This is a genomic window from Obesumbacterium proteus, assembly GCF_001586165.1.
GTDB lineage: Bacteria > Pseudomonadota > Gammaproteobacteria > Enterobacterales > Enterobacteriaceae > Hafnia > Hafnia protea.
Genome location: NZ_CP014608.1, coordinates 2,076,547 through 2,096,854, shown reverse-complemented (window position 1 = coordinate 2,096,854; position 20,308 = coordinate 2,076,547). Strand labels below are relative to the sequence as shown.

17 protein-coding genes and 2 pseudogenes are annotated in these 20,308 nt (G+C 49.1%); 9 read left to right on the top strand and 10 right to left on the bottom strand.

The features are described 5' to 3' along the window. Positions 1 to 88: 88 nt before the first annotated feature. From DSM2777_RS09790 to DSM2777_RS09780, 3 genes are all read left to right on the top strand, one after another. Positions 89 to 1,195, top strand: a complete 1,107-nt coding sequence (locus tag DSM2777_RS09790) for an SDR family oxidoreductase (protein ID WP_061553843.1) — start codon at positions 89 to 91, stop codon at positions 1,193 to 1,195. A 115-nt stretch (positions 1,196 to 1,310) separates the two neighbouring features. After that, positions 1,311 to 2,129, top strand: coding sequence for a DUF72 domain-containing protein (locus DSM2777_RS09785; protein WP_046458147.1), 819 nt, complete (start codon positions 1,311 to 1,313; stop codon positions 2,127 to 2,129). A 156-nt stretch (positions 2,130 to 2,285) separates the two neighbouring features. Then, a complete protein-coding gene (locus DSM2777_RS09780) occupies positions 2,286 to 2,681 on the top strand; it encodes an MAPEG family protein (protein ID WP_025801912.1) in 396 nt (131 codons plus the stop codon). A gap of 395 nt (positions 2,682 to 3,076) precedes the next feature. On the opposite strand, the gene DSM2777_RS09775 is transcribed toward DSM2777_RS09780, so the two are convergent. Continuing rightward, complete coding sequence (locus DSM2777_RS09775) at positions 3,077 to 4,435, bottom strand: amino acid permease (RefSeq protein WP_025801910.1); 1,359 nt, start codon at positions 4,433 to 4,435, stop codon at positions 3,077 to 3,079. Positions 4,436 to 4,730: 295 nt separating this feature from the next. Here DSM2777_RS09775 and cmoA point away from each other — a divergent pair, with 295 nt between their 5' ends. Then, entirely contained in the window at positions 4,731 to 5,522 is a 792-nt protein-coding gene (cmoA, locus tag DSM2777_RS09770; protein WP_061555371.1) for a carboxy-S-adenosyl-L-methionine synthase CmoA, read from the top strand. Next, on the top strand, positions 5,519 to 6,490 hold the full coding sequence (gene cmoB / locus DSM2777_RS09765) for a tRNA 5-methoxyuridine(34)/uridine 5-oxyacetic acid(34) synthase CmoB (RefSeq protein WP_061553842.1): 972 nt from the start codon (positions 5,519 to 5,521) through the stop codon (positions 6,488 to 6,490). The genes cmoA and cmoB overlap by 4 nt, the downstream gene beginning before the upstream one ends. A gap of 109 nt (positions 6,491 to 6,599) precedes the next feature. Here the strand turns inward: cmoB and cutC are convergent, their stop codons facing one another. Beyond that, the gene (gene cutC / locus DSM2777_RS09760; protein WP_061555370.1) at positions 6,600 to 7,358 is read right to left on the bottom strand and encodes a copper homeostasis protein CutC; all 759 of its coding nucleotides are present in this window, start codon (positions 7,356 to 7,358) and stop codon (positions 6,600 to 6,602) included. Positions 7,359 to 7,629: 271 nt separating this feature from the next. On the opposite strand from cutC, the gene DSM2777_RS09755 reads away from it, so the two are divergent. Next, a complete protein-coding gene (locus tag DSM2777_RS09755; RefSeq protein ID WP_061553841.1) occupies positions 7,630 to 8,772 on the top strand; it encodes a MalY/PatB family protein in 1,143 nt (380 codons plus the stop codon). 63 nt (positions 8,773 to 8,835) lie between these two features. On the opposite strand, the gene DSM2777_RS09750 is transcribed toward DSM2777_RS09755, so the two are convergent. Beyond that, positions 8,836 to 9,399: a VOC family protein gene (locus DSM2777_RS09750; RefSeq protein WP_061553840.1), complete on the bottom strand. Its 564-nt coding sequence runs from the start codon at positions 9,397 to 9,399 to the stop codon at positions 8,836 to 8,838. A gap of 233 nt (positions 9,400 to 9,632) precedes the next feature. Here DSM2777_RS09750 and argS point away from each other — a divergent pair, with 233 nt between their 5' ends. After that, positions 9,633 to 11,363, top strand: a complete 1,731-nt coding sequence (argS, locus tag DSM2777_RS09745) for an arginine--tRNA ligase (RefSeq protein ID WP_061553839.1) — start codon at positions 9,633 to 9,635, stop codon at positions 11,361 to 11,363. 80 nt (positions 11,364 to 11,443) lie between these two features. Here the strand turns inward: argS and murJ are convergent, their stop codons facing one another. The 4 genes and pseudogenes from murJ to rimJ all read right to left on the bottom strand — a co-directional run bounded on the left by murJ (position 11,444) and on the right by rimJ (position 15,316). Continuing rightward, complete coding sequence (gene murJ / locus DSM2777_RS09740) at positions 11,444 to 12,982, bottom strand: murein biosynthesis integral membrane protein MurJ (RefSeq protein WP_046457727.1); 1,539 nt, start codon at positions 12,980 to 12,982, stop codon at positions 11,444 to 11,446. Positions 12,983 to 13,124: 142 nt separating this feature from the next. After that, complete coding sequence (locus DSM2777_RS09735; protein ID WP_061553838.1) at positions 13,125 to 14,036, bottom strand: Gfo/Idh/MocA family protein; 912 nt, start codon at positions 14,034 to 14,036, stop codon at positions 13,125 to 13,127. Between the two features lie 10 nt (positions 14,037 to 14,046). Further along, positions 14,047 to 14,703, bottom strand: a complete 657-nt coding sequence (locus DSM2777_RS09730; RefSeq protein WP_061553837.1) for a DUF480 domain-containing protein — start codon at positions 14,701 to 14,703, stop codon at positions 14,047 to 14,049. A gap of 29 nt (positions 14,704 to 14,732) precedes the next feature. Beyond that, positions 14,733 to 15,316 (bottom strand): annotated as a pseudogene (gene rimJ / locus DSM2777_RS09725) (ribosomal protein S5-alanine N-acetyltransferase). Positions 15,317 to 15,610: 294 nt separating this feature from the next. On the opposite strand from rimJ, the gene mdtH reads away from it, so the two are divergent. Together mdtH and DSM2777_RS09715 are read left to right on the top strand one after the other, a co-directional pair. Continuing rightward, positions 15,611 to 16,816: a multidrug efflux MFS transporter MdtH gene (gene mdtH, locus DSM2777_RS09720; RefSeq protein WP_046457730.1), complete on the top strand. Its 1,206-nt coding sequence runs from the start codon at positions 15,611 to 15,613 to the stop codon at positions 16,814 to 16,816. A gap of 255 nt (positions 16,817 to 17,071) precedes the next feature. After that, positions 17,072 to 17,634, top strand: a pseudogene (locus tag DSM2777_RS09715) (lipoprotein). A 75-nt stretch (positions 17,635 to 17,709) separates the two neighbouring features. On the opposite strand, the gene DSM2777_RS09710 reads toward DSM2777_RS09715, so the two are convergent. The 3 genes from DSM2777_RS09710 to ghrA form a co-directional block, all read right to left on the bottom strand. Beyond that, positions 17,710 to 18,282 carry a TorD/DmsD family molecular chaperone gene (locus DSM2777_RS09710; protein ID WP_061553836.1) on the bottom strand — a complete coding sequence of 191 codons (573 nt, stop codon included), beginning with the start codon at positions 18,280 to 18,282 and terminating at the stop codon, positions 17,710 to 17,712. A 75-nt stretch (positions 18,283 to 18,357) separates the two neighbouring features. Beyond that, positions 18,358 to 19,095, bottom strand: coding sequence for a phosphatase (locus DSM2777_RS09705; RefSeq protein ID WP_025801880.1), 738 nt, complete (start codon positions 19,093 to 19,095; stop codon positions 18,358 to 18,360). A 227-nt stretch (positions 19,096 to 19,322) separates the two neighbouring features. Beyond that, positions 19,323 to 20,264 carry a glyoxylate/hydroxypyruvate reductase GhrA gene (gene ghrA, locus DSM2777_RS09700; RefSeq protein WP_061553835.1) on the bottom strand — a complete coding sequence of 314 codons (942 nt, stop codon included), beginning with the start codon at positions 20,262 to 20,264 and terminating at the stop codon, positions 19,323 to 19,325. Between the last annotated feature and the right edge of the window lie 44 nt (positions 20,265 to 20,308).

The window sequence follows — 20,308 nt, the reverse complement described above, 5'->3', positions numbered from 1 at the left end:
CAATGACTCCCTTTTTTATTTACTAATCGTTTAACCATTCAGGAATAAAATACTCTCGAATATCTTATCTAGCATTGGAAATGAAAAAATGAATCTACTTATTACTGGGGCAACGGGTTTTTTAGGCGGCGCCGTACTTGCAAAGGTATTGCTTGATGACAACCCCGTATCTATTCTTCTTTTAGTGCGCTCAGATAATTCACAAAATGCTTTAGCTAGGATAAAAAAGAATCTGGTTAATTTTGGTTGTTCTGAAAAAACATTAGAAAAACTTACGAGTGATAGTATTCTCATCGGCGATCTTTCTGACCCCGATGGTTTTATTCACGATAAAAGATTACATAATATCACCCATGTTATTAATAGCGCTGCTATTGCTTCGTTTGGCGAAAATCCTCTCATTTGGAAAGTGAACGTTGAAGGCACATTAAAGTTTGCCACTCACATGTCTAAACACGCGAAACTTCAGCGATTCGTGCATGTCGGAACAGCGATGTCATGTGTGCCAGAGGCGGACTCTGTCGTCACCGAAAGCCTGACGTTAAAAGATGAAAACGAACATCTGGTTCAGTACACCTATTCAAAATCTGTTATCGAGAACCGTATGCTGACAGAGTGCCCTGATTTACCTCTGGTAATTGCAAGGCCTTCCATTATTGTTGGCCACAGCGAACAAGGGTGTAAACCGTCCACCAGCATATTCTGGGTATTCCGCATGGCGTTAATGTTGGGCAAGTTCATGTGCTCAATGGATGACAAAATTGATGTTATACCCGTTGATTATTGCGCCGACGCCCTTCTTCTGCTCTTACAAAAAGAGAATATGAATGAAAGAATATTCCATATTTCCGCGGGAGAAGCAGGCAGTGTGTCCTTCGGTGAAATAGACCGTGCAATTGCTCAAGCAACAGAAACAAAACCCGTAAAACTCTCTTATGAGCAAGTGGAATATATTGAATTAGTTAAATCTAGAAAAAGTTTCAAGGGCATTTTTGGGCAGTGTAATGAGCGACTTATGCTGCGTGCAATGCGTCTCTATGGTGAGTTTTCTATTCTTAACGTTCGTTTTTCTAATGAAAAATTACTCCAGCTTGGAATATCTGCACCGCCACGATTTACCGATTATGTCGCGAAGTGCGTCGCCACCACGGCAAATCAATCAATACCTGAGCAAATGGTCGTAGATTTTAAATAATACACACACAGTAGATAGGTTTATATAATTAAGCCTATCTACGTATTTGCCTAGCTCGCTAATATTCATTTTATGTTATATTTTTCAGTTCTTGTTCTAGAGAATGATCAACATCATGATGTATATCGGTCTGCCACAATGGCAACATGCAGCTTGGCATAAAATCGGGCTCACGGATCTTGCAGATTACAGCCAGTATTTCAACTGTGTTGAAGGCAACACCACGTTTTACGCGCTGCCTAAGCAGGAACTGTCACGACGCTGGCGCGATATGACTGATGATAATTTTCGATTTTGCTTCAAATTTCCATCGGCAATCAGCCATCAAGCTGCGCTAACCCACTGTGACGACCATTTGCAGGATTTCTTTAGCAGCCTATCTCCTGTTCATTCGCGTATTGGGCAGATTTGGTTACAGCTTCCTGCTGCATTTTCGCCACAGCATTTACCCCGCCTATGGCAATTTTTAGACTCGCTGCCAACCGAGTTCACTTACGGCGTTGAAGTTCGCCACACCGACTTCTTTGCTAAAGGCGACGCTGAACGTGCGCTTAACCGTGGACTTTATGAGCGGAAAATAAACCGAGTGATGTTAGATAGCAGACCCGTTCATCATGCCGTTCCGCATACTTCGGCAGTTCGTGATGCACAGCAAAAGAAACCAAAACTTCCCGTACATGCTGTTTTAACGGCTGAAAACCCGCTTATCCGTTTTGTCGGAGGCGATGTGCTAGATGACAATCGTCGCTGGTTGGATCAATGGGGAAATAAATTAGCGGAATGGAGTAGTACCAATACGCCCTACCTTTTCATTCACACACCTGACTGCACCGATGCACCACAGCAGGCACGGGCGCTTTGGCCACTTCTTGCCAAATACATCCGAAATTTACCGCCTCAACCCGATTGGCCTTTGCAAGCAGATATGTTTTGATCGGCCGCGAATTTTCAATACCTGCATCACAACCCCAAACTGACTGATGCTTTAACGAGCTAACTATTTTACTTACAACGATATTTCCTGAGGACAATGCTCTTTGGGCCCGCTATTATTCATTCGTAGGTAAATTATTGGGCAATGGAGCTAAAAATGGTAAGCGCGCTTTATGTCGTGCTCGGCGCACTGTTGTTGATCAAGCTATCTTTGAACGTTGTTAAACTGCGTATGCAGTATCGTGTTGCCTACGGTGACGGCGGTTTTTATGAGCTACAAACCGCAATCCGCGTACATGGCAATGCCGTTGAATACATTCCTATTGCAGCGATATTGCTGGTGATGATGGAGATGAACGGCTCGCTGATTTGGATGATCCACGTATGCGGAATTTTGCTTATCGCAGGTCGACTAATGCACTCCTACGGTTTACGTCACCGTGAAATTCGTTGGCGTCGCTCGGGTATGAGTGCGACCTATATCTCTCTGGTACTGATGGTGATTGCCAATCTATTTTATCTGCCGTGGGATCAGATGTTTACCTTAGATTAAGGCGTCTCAGTAGCCTGTTTTTGTTAAAGGAGGAGAGTTCCCTCTCCTCCTTAGATGCGACCCAAATCAGCTAATAAACCTCAATGCTGTTTCAAGCAGTTGCAACGCAGCAACCATGAACTTTGCCAAACAGAAATGATTACATGCCCAGATGCTGTATATAAAACCAGTATTTATAGTAAAATTTATTAAGTTTGTTTTAAGCGGCATTAAATTGACTTGGCCGCCCTGCCGCCTTACATTTGTGTAGTTGAAGAATACTAACGTGCACAGCGGTCACCAGCCGTAGTCACAAAATAAAAAACCTCGCATACCCGCGAGGTTTTTTATTTTTAGCCAAATGACTTAGCAAAAAAGGCAATCCGAAGATTGCCTTTTGCTTAGAGATTCGCAGGTTACGCTTTGTTTTTCTTACGAGAAAGCATGAATCCGATCCACAGAACAGCTACCCAAATTGGAAGCAGGATCACTGAAATCCGAATCCCCGGTGTCATATACATGATCACCAGAATTAGCCCCAAGAAAGCCAAACATAAGTAATTACCATACGGATACCAAAGCGCTTTGAAAGCTGTCGCCACACCCTGCTGGTTTTTTACCGCTTTGAACTTGAGATGAGCCATACAGATCATCACCCAGTTAATAACCAGTGTAGACACCACCAGCGCCATCAACAGTTCAAAAGCCTCACCCGGCATAATATAGTTAATTAAAACTACCGCCGACGTTGTTAATGCAGAAAGGCCAATAGACAGAATAGGCACGCCACGGCGGTTCACTTTCGTCAATGCCGCTGGCGCATTGCCCTGCTTTGCTAAGCCAAACAGCATACGGCTGTTGGAATACACACAGCTGTTATAAACGGACAGCGCAGCCGTGAGCACCACGATATTCAGTGCGGTAGCCACCCAGTTGCTATCCAGCGCATGGAAAATCATCACGAATGGGCTTCCGCCCTGCACAACGTTTTGCCATGGATACAGAGACAGCAAGACGGTTAATGAGCCGATATAGAAAATCAGAATGCGATAAACCACCTGATTGGTCGCTTTCGGAATACTTTTGCGCGGTTCGCTGGCTTCCGCAGCGGTGATCCCTACCAGTTCAAGACCACCAAAGGAGAACATAATTACCGCCATAGCCATGATTAAGCCATGCCAACCATTCGGTAAAAAGCCGCCTTGGGTCCATAGGTTAGTGATGCTTGCCTGCGGGCCGCCGGAACCGGAAGCTAACATCCACGCACCAAAGACAATCATGCCGATAATCGCGCCGACTTTGATGATCGCAAACCAAAACTCAGTTTCACCGTATACGCGAACGTTGACCAAATTGACGATATTGATGATCACAAAGAAGCCAGCCGCCGACATCCACGTTGGAATATCCGGCCACCAATATTGGATGTAGATGCCCACCGCAGTCAGTTCCGCCATCCCTACCAGCACGAACATAACCCAGTAATTCCAGCCTGCTAAGAAACCGGCAAAACTTCCCCAATACTTATAGGCAAAATGGCTAAATGAACCGGCTACCGGCTCTTCAACCACCATTTCACCCAGTTGGCGCATGATCAAAAATGCAATAAAGCCACCAATAGCGTAACCCAGCAGCACCGACGGGCCTGCCATTTTAATGGTTTGCGCAATACCCAAAAATAGCCCCGTACCCACTGCACCACCAAGTGCAATCAGCTGGATATGCCTATTTTTCAATCCCCTCTGTAGGGTTTCTTCTTGTTGCAGATCGCCCATTTTATCCTCTGTGCGATAGCGTCATTCGCGCTGTGTGAACGCTGAATCGTGGCGCATCGTATTATTTTATTTACATTGCGGGCTGCTTTGTATCACTTCCGACCTATTGCAATCAAGCCAAACTTCATGCTAGGCGAGCTGGTTGTTGCCAGTTTATCCATTCGTCAACGCCCTCATTAACGCTATCTACACCCTATTACCGTCGTCACAACCCTCTTCCTCGCAAGGGAATAGCCCAAGCTGGGGTTTATCTGCTAAAATGTGCGCCCTTTGTTGAAACCGCATGCACCTGTTTATGTCAAACCGCGATACTCATTCTGATAACACTTTTGATGATAAGAAAGGCGTTGACCGCGATACGCTTTTCTCGGCCCCGATTGCTAAGCTCGGCGATTGGACTTTTGACGAGCGCGTCGCTGAAGTTTTCCCCGATATGATCCAACGCTCGGTGCCGGGTTATTCCAACATCATCTCAATGATCGGGATGTTGGCAGAGCGCTTTGCACAGCCAAATACCAACGTATATGACTTGGGCTGCTCGCTAGGTGCTGCAACGTTGTCCATGCGCCGCAATATTCGCGCCGAAGGATGCCAAATTATCGCCGTGGATAATTCCCCTGCGATGGTAGAGCGCTGCCGCCGTCATATCGACGCTTTCCGCGCCCAGACGCCGGTCGACGTCATCGAAGCCGATATTCAAAATATTCACATTGAGAACGCCTCGATGGTGGTTCTCAATTTCACGCTGCAATTTTTGGCCCCCGAAGAGCGTCAATCGCTGCTGAACAAAATCTATCAGGGGCTATTGCCGGGTGGCATTTTGGTACTTTCTGAGAAATTTAATTTTGAAGATAAAACGCTGGGCGAGCTGCTATTTAACATGCACCACGACTTCAAGCGTGCCAACGGCTATAGCGAACTGGAAATCAGCCAGAAGCGCAGCATGCTGGAAAACGTGATGCTGACCGACTCGGTAGAAACCCATAAAAAACGCCTGAATCAGGCCGGATTTGAACACGCAGAAATCTGGTTCCAATGCTTTAATTTCGGCTCCTTGTTAGCCGTGAAGGGAGACGTCGTCGCATGATCGAGTTTGGTAATTTTTATCAGCGTATTGCTAATAGCCCGCTCAGCCACTGGCTGGAAGTGTTACCAGCACAGCTGGCCGCATGGCAACGCGAGTCGCTGCACGGCAAATTTAAAGACTGGTTTAACGCCGTCGATCGTCTTCCTGAAATCACGCCCCATACTTTAGATTTACTTCACGGCGTCAGTGCGCAAGCGGAACCTGAGCTTGGGCCGGGGCAAAAAGAAGGTATCGAAAAAATGCTGCGTGCGTTAATGCCGTGGCGTAAAGGCCCTTTCGATTTGTACGGCATTCATATCAACACGGAATGGCGCTCTGATTGGAAGTGGGAACGTGTTTTACCACATATTTCCCCTTTGGAAGGTCGCACCATTCTTGATGTGGGCTGCGGCAGTGGTTATCACCTGTGGCGAATGATTGGCGCCGGTGCCCATTTTGCCGTGGGCATCGATCCAATGCAGCTTTTCCTGTGTCAGTTTGAAGCCGTGCGCAAGCTGTTAGGCGGCGATCAGCGGGCACATTTACTCCCGCTCGGCATTGAACAACTGCCGGAGTTGGCTGCCTTTGACACCGTTTTCTCGATGGGCGTGCTCTACCACCGCCGCTCACCGCTTGATCATCTATATCAGTTAAAAAACCAACTGGTTAAAGACGGCGAACTGGTGCTTGAAACGTTGGTCATTGAAGGCGATGAAAATCAGGTCTTGGTGCCCGGTGATCGCTACGCGCAAATGCGCAACGTCTATTTTATTCCTTCGGCTAAGGCCTTGGTAAAATGGCTCGAAAAATGCGGTTTTGTGGATGTCCGCATCGTTGATTCTTGTGTGACTACGCTGGATGAACAGCGCCGCACCGACTGGATGATTAGCGAGTCATTGGCGGAGTTCCTCGCTCCTAACGACCAAACAAAAACCGTAGAAGGCTACCCTGCCCCTATTCGTGCGGTCATTGTGGCGCGTAAACCCTAAGCGTTAAGCGAAAAAAGCCCCAACAACAATTGTTGGGGCCATACTGTTTAGTGAGACATCCACTAAAATTCGTACTACTTCTACTGGAACTGCTCAACACACCTCTGCGTTATGCAGAACGTGGATACGGTTCACCGAGACTTAGCGCGGTTTTCATTGCTTCGACCACTTCGCCATCGACGCAATAATGCGTAAATTCATCAAACTCACTGTCTGAGCACATCGTCACTCCCGCTTTACGGTAGCGCATTTCTGACGGCACCATATGGCCCGCAGAGCTATGTACTTCAGTCAAACCAATCTCTTGGAATTTATGCAGGTTAGTTAAACGCACTCCTGCACCCGCCATAATCACCGGGCCTTGAGTCTCATTAAGTAACTCTTTGAGCAACGGTAAGCCAACTTCTGCGCTTTGCTGCTGACCCGATGTCAGAATGCGCGCAATCCCTAAATCGGTCAACTGGCTCAACGCAACGAGTGGGCTCACGCACATATCAAAAGCACGATGGAACGTGATCGCCATATTACCGCTTAGCTGCATCAGCTCACGCATTCTTGGCAAATCGATATGACCTTCAGCATCTAACATACCAATGACAGCGCCGGGGAATCCCATATCGCGGATCATCGCTATGTCGTTTTTCATCACTTCAAATTCAGTATAGCTGTAGCAAAAATCTCCGCCGCGCGGGCGAATAATCGGATGTACGGGGATAGAAACCTTATCACGAGCCAGTTTCAAGGTCCCGTAGCTTGGCGTTAAACCACCGTCTAACTGGCTTGCGCAAAGCTCGATACGATCTGCACCTGCGCGCTCCGCCGTCAGGGCACATTCCACCCCGAAGCAACAAATTTCCAATTTCATAATGAAAAAACCTCCAAAAAAACCGCCAAAACAGACTACGTTACGTGAAAACTTTTCATTCCAACGTAATGACACTTGAGAAAGTGGAACCTTCTCGCGTAGGCTGACAAAAAACGTGATAAGTATCGTTCCCAGTAACGAACTCTTGATACGCTTAAGAACACTCATGCAAACCGGCAGAAAAACGCACATTAATCATCGCCATGACGTTTTTACCGTCTGTTTTACTATTGCCTACTGGGGCAGGAACTAAGCCTACTAAAGGATGAATACTATGACATTCAATTTTGATGAATGGGTCGACAGAAGTCACAGTGATAGCCAGAAATGGAACAAATATGCGAACAAAGACATCATTCCGATGTGGGTCGCTGATACCGATTTCCGTTCCCCTTCAGCCGTTATTGATGCCCTGCAAAAGCGTGTTGCTGAGGGTGTATTTGGCTACGGCGATCCATCACAAGAATTGGTGAGTATATTTATTGAGCGCATGCGCAATTTATATCAGTGGGATGTAAAACCTGAATGGTTAGTCTTTTTGCCGGGTATGGTTTGTGGCTTGAATCTCAGCGTTCGCGCCTTTACCGATCCTCAGCAGCACACGCTGGCCCCCTTCCCAATCTATCCACCGTTTGTTAAATCATCCTGCTTTGCCCATCGTCAACAGCTGTCAATTCCGGTGAAGCTACGCGATCAACGCTGGGTCATGGATTTAGACAGCGCTGAGCAACAGCTCACCGGCAATGAAAAATTGATGATGCTGTGCAACCCGCATAACCCAGGCGGCACGGTTTATACACGTGAAGAACTTGAAGCACAGCTCGCCTTTGCCCAGCGCCACGATCTCGTTATTTGTTCTGATGAAATTCATTGCGATCTGCTGCTAGAGCCCGGCGTAAAACATATTCCTATCGCCTCTCTGAGCGACGATGCCGCCCAGCGCAGCATCACGCTGATGGCACCATCAAAAACCTATAATATTGCCGGACTCGGCGCGACGATTGCCATTATCCCGAATAAAAACCTACGCGACCGTTTCAACACAGAACGCGCAGGGCTAGTTCCTAATGTGGATATTCTGGCTTACGTTGCCGCTGAAGCAGCCTACCGTGATGGGCAGGCGTGGCTTGACGCACAGCTTGATTATCTTCGAGGCAACCGCGACCTGCTGGTAAAACGTATCAATGCGATGAAAGGTCTGTCTACGGTTAATCTCGCTGCCACCTATTTGGCGTGGGTGGATGCATCCGAACTGCCTGTTGATAATCCACATGCCTTCTTCGAGCAGGCCGGTGTCGGTCTGTCACCGGGTGCGGATTTCGGTGATGCTAAATTTGTACGCATCAATTTTGGCTGCCATCGTGACCTGCTGAACAAAGCGCTCGACCGCATGGAAAATGCCATCAACGCGCTGTAATTTTCCATAAAAAAGCGCCATATCCCGCAACGGAATGGCGCTTTTTTACATTGAAACGTCAGCTTACTGCTGTTCGCTCGCCACAATTTCACGAATAGAGTGAGGATGGAATTTTATCGTCACCTCACCGTCGGTGACCGCCAACGTCGGGTTTGGCAAACGTTCTTGCTCCCCTTTGGGACTGCTGAATTTCAACTTGATGCCCGGTGCCAGCAGTGCCGAGTCTGACAGTAACTCTAGGGCGCGTGGATGCAACGTTGCCGGGTCGCCGCCAATCACCAACTCAACGTGCTCCCAACCTTCGTGCGGATAACGTTTCTCACCCGGATAAGGCAGTTCCACGCAGTCAATCAGCCACGGGCCGACTCGAAGCGGTTCGCTGAGATCGAATAAACAAATAGGCCGCCCGTTAATCATATTTTCCGACAGCAAAGAACCACAGATTTCAAACCCCGCTCGCCAACGATCGGCCGTGGCATTCTGGTGACAACGCAAAGAGATATGGTCCGCGCTGAATGCCGATAAATCGAGCTCAAGCTTGTCAGCAAATCCCTGTAGCAGCGTGGTAAAACGATCCAGATCTGCATCTAAATCGCGCAGTGTTTCAATCTCTGCCAAAAATGTCATTTTCTCGGTTCTCCGCTATCCGCAAGGCTGCGTACTTTACCTGCTCTTTTCACAGACTTCCACGTCCTATTTATGGCGGCTATCTTCGCTGTATAAGCGCATGCTTGCTGACTCACGCAGCGAATTGACATATAATTATCGGCTGTTTTGGTGTGAATGCACCTCGATTAACGATCTCACATATAAAACGCCGTCGTCACGCACGTCTGGCGTTACAAACTTAAGGTAACCCGGTGAATATTCAGGCACTTCTTTCAGATAAAGTCACCCAAGCTCTGGTGGCTGCAGGCGCTCCTGCTGACAGCGAAGCTCTTGTCCGTCAATCCGCGAAAGCGCAATTCGGCGACTATCAGGCCAATGGCGTCATGGGCGCGGCCAAGAAACTGGGTATTGCTCCACGACAACTGGCAGAGCAGGTGCTGACCCATCTTGAGCTAGACGGTATCGCGAACAAAGTTGAAATCGCGGGTCCGGGTTTTATTAATATCTTCTTAGATCCTGCATGGCTGGCAAAACAGGTTGAAGCCGCGTTGGCAGACGAACGTTTAGGTGTTGCTCCGGTGAAACCACAAACTATCGTGGTTGACTATTCTGCGCCAAACGTCGCCAAAGAGATGCACGTCGGTCATTTGCGCTCCACCATCATCGGTGATGCATCCGTCCGTACCTTGGAATTCCTCGGTCACAACGTCATTCGTGCTAACCACGTCGGCGACTGGGGTACCCAGTTCGGTATGCTGATCGCCTATCTGGAAAAAATGCAGAACGAGCACGCGAATGAAATGGATCTTTCCGATCTGGAAGCCTTCTATCGCGAAGCGAAAAAGCATTACGACGAAGATGCTGCGTTTGCTGAGCGTGCACGTGCCTATGTGGTTAAACTGCAAGGCGGCGACGAATACTGCCGCGAAATGTGGCGCAAACTGGTCGACATCACCATGTCGCAAAACCAGAAAAACTATCAGCGTCTGAACGTCACCTTAACCAAAGACGACGTCATGGGTGAAAGCCTGTACAACAGCATGCTGCCTGGCATCGTTGCAGATTTGAAAGCCAAAGGTTTAGCAGTAGAAAGCGAAGGCGCTACCGTTGTATTCCTCGACGAATACAAAAACAAAGACGGCGAACCTATGGGCGTCATCATCCAGAAAAAGGATGGCGGCTACCTGTACACCACTACCGATATCGCCTGTGCCAAATACCGTTACGAAACGCTGGGTGCCGATCGCGTGCTGTACTACATCGATTCCCGTCAGCACCAGCACTTGATGCAGGCATGGACTATCGTTCGTAAAGCGGGCTACGTACCAGACTCTGTTAGCCTTGAGCATCACATGTTCGGCATGATGTTAGGCAAAGACGGCAAGCCATTCAAAACCCGTTCAGGCGGCACCATTAAACTGTCTGACCTGTTGGACGAAGCGGTTGAACGCGCAGGCAAACTGATCGCAGAGAAAAACCCAGATTTAAGCAGCGAAGAGTTGGCCAAGTTGGTTGACGTTGTTGGCATTGGCGCCGTGAAATACGCGGATCTGTCAAAAAGCCGTACCACGGATTACATCTTCGACTGGGACAACATGCTGGCGTTCGAAGGCAACACCGCGCCATATATGCAATACGCCTATACGCGTGTGTCTTCCGTATTCAAACGCGCCGGTATTGATGAAAAATCGCTGACCGGTGATATCGTCCTGGCGGAAGATCGCGAAAAAGCGTTGGCGGCTCGCCTGATTCAGTTTGAAGAAACCATTACTCAGGTGGCTCGTGAAGGCACTCCGCACGTCATGTGTACCTACCTGTATGACTTAGCGGGTCTGTTCTCAAGCTTCTACGAAGCGTGCCCTATCCTGACGGCCGAGAGCGAAGAGCAACGTAACAGCCGCCTGAAATTGGCTGCGCTGACGGCAAGAACGCTGAAAACTGGCCTAGATACGCTGGGTATCGAAACCGTAGAACGTATGTAATTCGTTTATTATTCGTCATATTGTTCTGACATAAAAAAACCGGCCTTGATGGCCGGTTTTTTATTGCCTAACAAACATCATCACACGACAACGTTGCGCGTAAAGTCTCGCACGCGGAATCCAAGCAGCGCCAACGCAGCAAAGTAAGAGCCCGCGCCAACCACAACCACCGCCATCAAGCGTAATAAACGCATCAGCATGTTGCCTGAGTCCCACGCTGGCATAAACCACATCATACCGATGAGCACCGCGGCCATGATAACAACCGCAACCACCAGCTTAACCAAGAAGAGAGCCCAGCCCGGCTGCGGAATATACATTTTTTGCTTACGCAACTGCCAATACAGCAGGCTGGCGTTAAGGCAGGCCGCAAGTCCAATAGAGAGAGAAAGGCCAGCGTGTTTAAACGGCCCAATGAAAGCCAAGTTCATCAACTGGGTCAAAATCAGCGTGGCAATGGCAATTTTCACCGGTGTTTTGATGTTCTGGCGGGAGTAAAAGCCGGGCGCCAACACTTTCACCAGAATGAGCCCCATCAAGCCGACTGAATAGGCAATCAAAGCACGCTGCGTCATTTCGGTATCAAACGCGGTGAACTGACCATACTGGAATAGAGACGCAATCAGCGGCTTAGATAAAATACCTAGCGCAATTGAGCTCGGCAGTGCCAATACAAAGCACAGACGCAACCCCCAATCCATTAAGCGGGAATACTCTTCATGACGTCCGCTAGATACGCTTTTCGCCAATGACGGCAGCAAAATAGTGCCCAATGCCACGCCCAACACGCCGGATGGGAACTCCATCAAACGGTCAGCGTAGTACATCCAAGAAACCGAGCCAGACACCAAGAATGACGCGAAAATGGTGTTTATAATCAATGAAATTTGGCTCACGGAAACACCAATAATGGCGGGTCCCATCAGCTTCATTACGCGCCAAACGCCAGCATCGCGCAGGTTCAAGCGCGGCAGAACTAACATTCCGATCTTTTTCAAATGCGGCAGTTGGTAAGCCAACTGCAAGACACCACCCACGGTGACCGCCCATGCCAATGCCATCACCGGTGGATGGAAATACGGAGCCGCAAACAGAGAAAAACCGATCATACTAACGTTTAAAAATGTCGGAGCAAAAGCCGGCACCGAGAACCTATTCCACGTATTCAGTATTGCGCCCGCTAACGAGGCCAGAGAAATCAGTAAAATATAGGGGAACGTGACGCGCAAAAGCGACGAGGTCAGCGTAAATTTATCCGGCGAATCGACAAAGCCCGGCGCAGTCACATAAATCACCCACGGCGCAGCGAGCATGCCCAGCACGGTCACTACCGCCAGCACCAGCGTAAGCATACCGCTGACGTAGGCAACAAAAGTCCGCGTTGCCTCTTCGCCTTGCTGACTTTTGTATTCTGCTAAAATAGGCACAAATGCCTGAGAAAATGCGCCTTCGGCAAAGATACGCCTTAACAGATTCGGCAGTTTAAATGCGACAAAAAAGGCATCCGTCGCCATTCCCGCACCAAAAATACGTGCCACAAGCGCATCTCGCGCAAATCCCAACACGCGCGAAAACATGGTCATCGAACTGACCGCCGCCAGTGATTTTAATAAATTCATGAGTTAGTTTTTTCAACGGTTGCGACCCTTGCTGAATACAGCAAGGGCAATTTAGGAGCACTAGTCTACTTATCTCGCGCGGAAGATCTAGTTAGAGATGTTACAAACCAAGATGATAGGGACAAAATGTGTGCCAATACGCCTACTGGGACAGCAAGCCTTCAATAATTCGTTGAGCGGCTATCGCCTGCTCGCCCGAGGTTATTGGTGCCGTTTGGTTCTCAACGCAGTCGATGAAATGATTTACCGCGCCAACAAACCCTCGTTGTTCAAGGGTTGATTGCCAGCCAGCTATCGGCAATTCACTCAAAACGGTATCACGTTCGATATGCAGACTCCTGAGATCCTGCGCATCATAAATCGCCCCACCGCTAACAACCTGCATCACTTCACGTTGCGATCCCGCTGCGCGGTGCATCGACGTAGTGACCTGAATCTGCCCCGCGCTAAAATGATGCTCGGCGTAAATCATTTGCCCCACGTCGTTGGTATGCAAAGTCCCCGACTTTAGCTTTAAATTTTTGCCGCTCATCCATAGCGCAGTATCCACCACGTGCAGGTAGTCATCCAGCAAGGTGAAACGCGCATCTTTCGGGCCAATGTTTTGATGTCGATGCTTATCCATACGAATAGCGGCCACGTCGCTGGCCTGCTGTTTAATCTGCACGTAGCGTGGCGCAAACCGGCGATTGAACCCGACCATTAAACGACAGTTTTTCTGTTCAGCCAGCGCAATTAACTGCTCGGCCTGATCGAGTGTTTCCGCCAACGGTTTATCGACGTAAACATGTTTGCCGCGCTGCAAAAGCTCACGCACGACATCGAAATGCGTATTGGTGCTGCTGTGCACAAACAGCGCATCGCACTGTTCGGCCAGTTCATCTAAACGAGAAAAGGCCGTCATTCGATAGCTATCACATACGCCTTGCGCCTTAGCCAGCGTGGGAGAAAAACCACCGACTAACTGCCAGCGCTCTGCCTGACTCAAAATAGGCAAATAGGCTTTTTGCGCGATACCACCTAACCCAACAACGCCAATACGTAATTTCGTCATTCTTGTTCTCTTAGTCAGCAAGGTGATCCAACAGGCTTTGTACGCGCTCTTTTAACTCTGCCACTTCGGCTTCAAGCGCTTCGACACGCTCGGCTAAGCCACTATCAACCGGCGCGCTGTAGGTGCTTTCAATGGCAGAGGTCGCAACGTTTTCAACCTCGCCGCTAAAGAGATGCGCATAGCGACTTTCACGTTTACCCGCCTCACGTTCTAAACGAACGACAAAAGGACCATCCTCGCGCGTAGCTAGCTCATTGAGCACCTGTTCAACCTGCGTCACATCGCTAAACTCATGCATGCGGTTGGTTCGCGTGCGCAACTCGCCGGGGGTTTGCGGCCCACGAAGTAATAGGCAGCACACTACCGCAACTTCGGCATCAGAGAATTTCAGGTTTCCGAACTCTGAGTTACAGAACCGATGTTCGTATTTCATCACGCGGCTACCAGGAATGCTTAACGAGCGCACCTGATGCTTTTTCATCAGCATATCCAACGTTGATTGCACGTCGGACTCGCTGAGATCCATCACCGGTTCACGATTGGTTTTCTGATTGCAGGCGGTGGTTAAGCCATTGAGCGAAAGCGGATATTGATCGGGCGTGGTGACCTGTTTTTCCAGAAAACAACCAATCACGCGAGCTTCAAGTGGAGATAATGGGTTTTTCATTGGTCTTAGATCCTTGTGAACGCAAACAGTTAGCGCGGCGCAGTCCATTCTCGATTAACCAGCGCAGTCAAAACGTGATCCTGCCATTTACCGTTTATCAGCAGATAATCTTTGGCATAACCCTCTTTCTCAAAGCCCATACGCTTGAGCAAATCCCCACTGCGTTGGTTATGCGGCATATAGTTAGCCATAATTCGATGCAGCCGCTGCTGACGGAACATATAACGAATCGCCGCCTGCGCGCCTTCATACATTAACCCCTGCCCTGCCATTTCTCGCCGAGCGAATAACCGAGATAGCAGGCATGGAAAGAACCCCGCAGCACGTTACTAAAATTAGCCACGCCTCGAACTTCATTCTCATCGGGATCGAGCAACAGAAAATAGTAGGCGCTGCCCTGTTTCTGTAGCTCATTGATAAGCCCTAATCGCGCCTGCCAGCCCGAAGGATAACAATGGCTTTCATCGCGTACAGGTTCCCATGGTTTTAGGAATTCGCGGTTTTCTGCGTAATAGTCAGCCAAACGATAGGCATCGCGGTCATGAACCAAACGCACCACCAAACGGTCGGTGGTTAAACGGACTTTTGGCCCGCTATTGTGATAGCCAAACATCAATCCTCCAGCACCACATGCAAACATTTTATTACTTATCACTATAACCGCTCTTTGTATGGCGGGTAATACCTTAGCTGTAGCAATATTGCGCACTTAGCAGCGGTTAAGGCCTTTTTCTTCTATTTCTGCTGCCTAGTTAACGGTTAATTTCTCACTGCTCATAATGAAAAGTATTATGAGGCCGACTATTTGCAGAAAAATATTATTAATCAGACCTATACCCACGCTGAAAATGGGTAGAAAATGAACGAGTCAATCCCTCCTTTTTTATTTTCTCGCTGATGGTGAAACATGTCGCTGGTGTCGCAAGCTAGGAGCTTGGGTAAGTATTTTTTATTGTTAGACAATTTACTGGTTGTACTCGGTTTCTTTGTCGTTTTCCCTCTTATTTCGATTCGCTTCGTTGACCAACTTGGTTGGGCGGCGGTGGTCGTGGGGGCGGCACTGGGATTGCGACAATTAGTCCAGCAAGGATTAGGGATCTTTGGCGGAGCCATCGCCGACCGCTTTGGTGCGAAACCGATGATCGTCATTGGCATGTTGCTGCGCGCAGCGGGTTTCGCCTCGATGGCCGTTGCCAGCGAGCCTTGGATCCTGTGGCTTTCGTGCGCGCTGTCTGCGCTAGGCGGGACGCTGTTTGATCCGCCGCGTACCGCACTGGTGATTAAGCTGACCCGCCCGCATGAACGCAGCCGCTTTTATTCACTATTGATGATGCAAGATAGCGCGGGCGCCGTGGTGGGCGCGCTGATCGGTAGCTGGCTGCTACAATACGATTTTCACTATGTCTGCTGGGTCGGTGCGGCCATTTTTGTGCTGGCAGCAGCCTGTAATGCGTGGCTACTGCCTGCCTATCGAATTTCGACGGTTCGGGCGCCAATCAAAGAAGGCATGATGCGCGTTATTCGCGATCGCCGTTTTCTGCTCTATGTGCTGACGCTGACAGGTTACTACATGCTGGCCGTGCAGGTGATGCTGATGTTGCCCATTATGGTCAACGAAATTGCCGGTACCCCAACGGCGGTTAAATGGATGTATGCCATCGAGGCCACGCTGTCTCTGACGCTGCTCTATCCTATTGCGCGCTGGAGCGAAAAACATTTCCGCCTCGAAACACGGCTGATGTTTGGGTTGTTGATTATGACGATTAGCATGTTCCCTGTCGGTCTAGCGACTGAGCTTCGCACGCTATTTATTTTAATTTGCTGTTTCTATTTCGGTTCAATTATCGCCGAGCCAGCACGTGAGACGTTAAGCGCCTCGTTAGCCGATCCGCGTGCCCGTGGCAGCTATATGGGCTTTAGCCGTTTAGGCTTAGCGCTGGGTGGGGCTATCGGGTATACCGGCGGTGGTTGGATGTATGACACCGGCCAAGCGCTTGGAACGCCTGAACTGCCGTGGTTTTTACTCGGCGTGGTCGGCGTGCTTACGCTGATTCTGCTGTACTGGCAATTCAATCAACGCAGCATCGCTCCTGCCGTGCTAGGCGGAAGCTAAAGCCCCCCTCTAAAGTACTGCGTTCTGAATTTTCGTCATTATCTGATTCAGAACGCAGTACGTTCTCTCTAAATTCATGCCAGCATGTTGCCTATCATCGTGAAAGAAGACACCTTTCATCCCACGATCAATGTGTATTAACAGGATGAAACATACGTTATTTTTCTCTCTGGTAGATCTATGACACAATCAGGTCGACAGCGTTAACATGTTAATTAGCACACTTATTTATTCTGTATTTAGAGGTCAGATAATATGAAGAAGGCGATTTATATAGCAGGGATCGTTGCTGCGGGGCTGGTATTAGCGGCCTGTAATAAACTGACCCAATACACAATTACTGAGCAGGATATGAACCAATATCTGCAAAAGTATAATAATTTCCAGAAACAAATTGGCATCTCTGGGTTAGTTGACGCCGACATTACCGTCGACCAGCTTAACAGCCAAATTGGGCGTACTGACCCTAATAAAATTACCCTCACGGGCCATGCAAAAGTCAATATCAGCTCTATTCTCGGCCCACAGACCAGCGACATGCAGATCACGCTACAGGCTCAGCCGGTTTATAACAGCGAGCAAGGTGCTATTTTCCTGCGTGATATGGAATTAACCGATTACACGGTTAAGCCTGAAAAATGTCTGGCGTGATGAAAGCGGTGGTGCCGTATTTGAACCAATCCTTAAAAACCTATTTCAACGAAAAAGCCGTTTATACGTTAGATCCGAATAAGAGCGAAAAAGAAGCCTTGGCGAAAAAACTGGCTAAAGGTATCGAAGTTAAACCGGGCGAAATTATTATTCCTTTCACTGACTAATACTCGGTATCTCATAATAAAAAAGCCGGTGTTTACGATTGAACACCGGCTTTTTATTTAACAGTTCGCAAACGTTTATTCTGCGTCTTCGTCTGAGCTCTCGCCTTCAGAAAGTTCATCCCACATCGCCTGAAGCGCTTCACGCGTCAATTCAGCCAGCGTGCGATAAAACGCCGTGGTTGCATGCGCTTCGACTTTGCCCAAGAACTTCCCACACCATGGCAGTAAATACTCATCAAACAGCGCGATTTGTGCCTGAACTTCGTCTTCGGCAGACTGATCTTCCAGCCACGATGCGGCAAGCAACAACTGCCCAAAGGCATCAGCAGGCTGGTCGCCTAAAGGCATTCCACGCTGGGTTAAAAAATCACGAACTTCCTGCTCGGTAGCATTCTCTTGATAATCACTACGATGAACATCGACTGACGCATCGGCACCGCTAAACATGGCGTCATAATCAACGCTTAACGCGGCACGATCTTTCGCGGCGGTTTGCAAACGGGTCAGCAGCGCGTCTTGCTCAATAGGCCAAAACTGTTGCAGTTTACCCTGCGTCATCAAATCAAATACGGGGGTCAGTACAGCATCCTGCGGCTGGCGGGAAAACAGGCTTCCCAACAAACGGCAGATGATAGAAAAATCGTTCATTTCTAATCCTGAAAATATGGCCTGTAAAAGCGGCCTAAAATGTGACATTGTCACTTCGCGCAAATTGCTAATTAATTACCAATCGGCCAGTTCGGGGATTGCGCCCTTCCCTCGTTCAACCAGAAAATCGAGCAGACGGCGCGGCGTTACGTTAAGCACCCTATCCTGCGGGAAGTTTACCTCATTCATGATTCGGATACAGTGATCAAAACTTCCCAGCGAAAATGCGACATGCGAATCTGACCCGAGCGACAGATAGCCACCGGCATCGCGCACCGCTTCGGCAATGGCTCGGCAGTTTGCTTCACTGCCAATTCGAGAATGTGTAAACGAGGAGTTATTCAGCTCTAGCGCCACGTTATAACGCGCTGCGGCCTCAGCAACCGCGCGAATATCGATTGGAAACTTCGGGTTGCCTGGATGGCTAATAATATCAGCATCGCCGTTGGCCATCGTGGCGATCATGGCCTCAGTATGGCTATCGCGGTCGCGCGGTGCAAAAACCGGCTCGTGGAATCCCGCAATAATCAGATCCATCTCGTCTAACATGCGACCCGTGCAGTCAATTTCGCCCTGCGTATTCTTAATATTAGATTCGATACCACGCAAAATAGCCACGCCATCAACAATTCGCGGCCATACGCGCATATTCATGAAATGCCAATAATGCGGCGCATCGGCCATATCAGGACCGTGATCGGTGATGGCGAAAAGTTTGATACCACACTTTTTTGCTTGGGCAATATAGTCATGAAGGGTGCTGTAGGCGTGGGTACTTGCCACGGTGTGCATATGTAAATCTACGGGATACATGGCTTCTCCTGTCTAAGGCCCGCTGGTTTTGGCACCAGCAGGCGTGTCCCTATAAGGTTAGCAAATAGAACGTATTCATACAGCAATGAATATTTTCTATCCCCAAGTTACTTCGAGATGCAGGTAGGCGGCAAGTTTGTGAAGCCCTAGGAGCATAGATAACTATGTGACTAGGGTAAGCAAACGCAGCCAACACCCCTGCATCTTGAAGGACGACGGGGATATCATCAATAACCTAAATCCATGTTTACTACGCCTTCCGGCGTTTTCCCAGCTTCAATCGCCAAGATGTTCTGCGCGACATAATCCATCGCGACTTCGGGCAACGTGATAGCGGCAATATGTGGCGTAATCGTCACTCGCGGGTGTTTCCAGAAAGGATGCTCAATCGCCAAAGGCTCTTTGGCAAACACGTCGAGCGTTACCGCCGCAACCTGTCCAGATTCCAGCGCCGCCAGCAAATCATCCTCTTTCATGTGCGCACCACGCGCCAAGTTGATGATATAGGCTCCGGCGTTAAGCTGCGCAAACAGAGACTTGTCGAGAATACCCACGGTTTCTGGCGTATTCGGCAACAGGTTTATCAGCAACTGAGTCCCTTGCAGGAACGACGCAAACTGCTCTTGTCCAAAGTAGCTCTGAACGCCGCTATAGTGTTTTTCCGTGCGGCTCCAGCAGCGAACCTGTAGGCCAAACGAAGCCAAACGCTCTGCTACTTTTCCGCCTAGAACACCCGCGCCCAACACACCCACCACAAACTGAGAGGCATCGTGCGGTGCCAGATACTGCCATATGCCCTGACGCTGTTGCTGTTCGTACTCATCGAAGCGACGGAAATAGCGCAACGCGGTCGCCGCCGCATATTCTTCCATCTGCAACGCCATTCCGGTGTCTTCTAAGCGCACCAGCGGAACACCTTTCGGCAACGTACCGGGATTCGCCCTTTCCTGAGCCAAAATCGCGTCAACGCCCGCGCCCAGCGCAAATACGCCGCGTAGATCTTGGCGCTTAGCCAGCATCTCAAACGGTGGTTGCCAAACCAGCGCGTAGTCTGCGGGCTTATCATCCCCAGACTGCCACTGGCGAATATTGGCTTCCGGTAAACGCTTGCGCATACCATCCAGCCAAATCTGCGCATTAAAAAACGGATGGTAGTAAATGATATCCACTTCGTGCCTCCAGTTTTCTGTTTTAGTCGTATTGTTCGCTCGTC

Excerpts from the sequence above, each read along its gene's own strand:
- DSM2777_RS09790 (WP_061553843.1), top strand. The coding sequence starts at position 89 with ATGAATCTACTTATTACTGGGGCAACGGGTTTTTTAGGCGGCGCCGTA.
- DSM2777_RS09785 (WP_046458147.1), top strand. The coding sequence starts at position 1,311 with ATGATGTATATCGGTCTGCCACAATGGCAACATGCAGCTTGGCATAAA.
- DSM2777_RS09780 (WP_025801912.1), top strand. The coding sequence starts at position 2,286 with ATGGTAAGCGCGCTTTATGTCGTGCTCGGCGCACTGTTGTTGATCAAG.
- DSM2777_RS09775 (WP_025801910.1), bottom strand. The coding sequence starts at position 4,435 with ATGGGCGATCTGCAACAAGAAGAAACCCTACAGAGGGGATTGAAAAAT.
- cmoA (WP_061555371.1), top strand. The coding sequence starts at position 4,731 with ATGTCAAACCGCGATACTCATTCTGATAACACTTTTGATGATAAGAAA.
- cmoB (WP_061553842.1), top strand. The coding sequence starts at position 5,519 with ATGATCGAGTTTGGTAATTTTTATCAGCGTATTGCTAATAGCCCGCTC.
- DSM2777_RS09755 (WP_061553841.1), top strand. The coding sequence starts at position 7,630 with ATGACATTCAATTTTGATGAATGGGTCGACAGAAGTCACAGTGATAGC.
- DSM2777_RS09750 (WP_061553840.1), bottom strand. The coding sequence starts at position 9,399 with ATGACATTTTTGGCAGAGATTGAAACACTGCGCGATTTAGATGCAGAT.
- murJ (WP_046457727.1), bottom strand. The coding sequence starts at position 12,982 with ATGAATTTATTAAAATCACTGGCGGCGGTCAGTTCGATGACCATGTTT.
- DSM2777_RS09735 (WP_061553838.1), bottom strand. The coding sequence starts at position 14,036 with ATGACGAAATTACGTATTGGCGTTGTTGGGTTAGGTGGTATCGCGCAA.
- DSM2777_RS09730 (WP_061553837.1), bottom strand. The coding sequence starts at position 14,703 with ATGAAAAACCCATTATCTCCACTTGAAGCTCGCGTGATTGGTTGTTTT.
- mdtH (WP_046457730.1), top strand. The coding sequence starts at position 15,611 with ATGTCGCTGGTGTCGCAAGCTAGGAGCTTGGGTAAGTATTTTTTATTG.
- DSM2777_RS09710 (WP_061553836.1), bottom strand. The coding sequence starts at position 18,282 with ATGAACGATTTTTCTATCATCTGCCGTTTGTTGGGAAGCCTGTTTTCC.
- DSM2777_RS09705 (WP_025801880.1), bottom strand. The coding sequence starts at position 19,095 with ATGTATCCCGTAGATTTACATATGCACACCGTGGCAAGTACCCACGCC.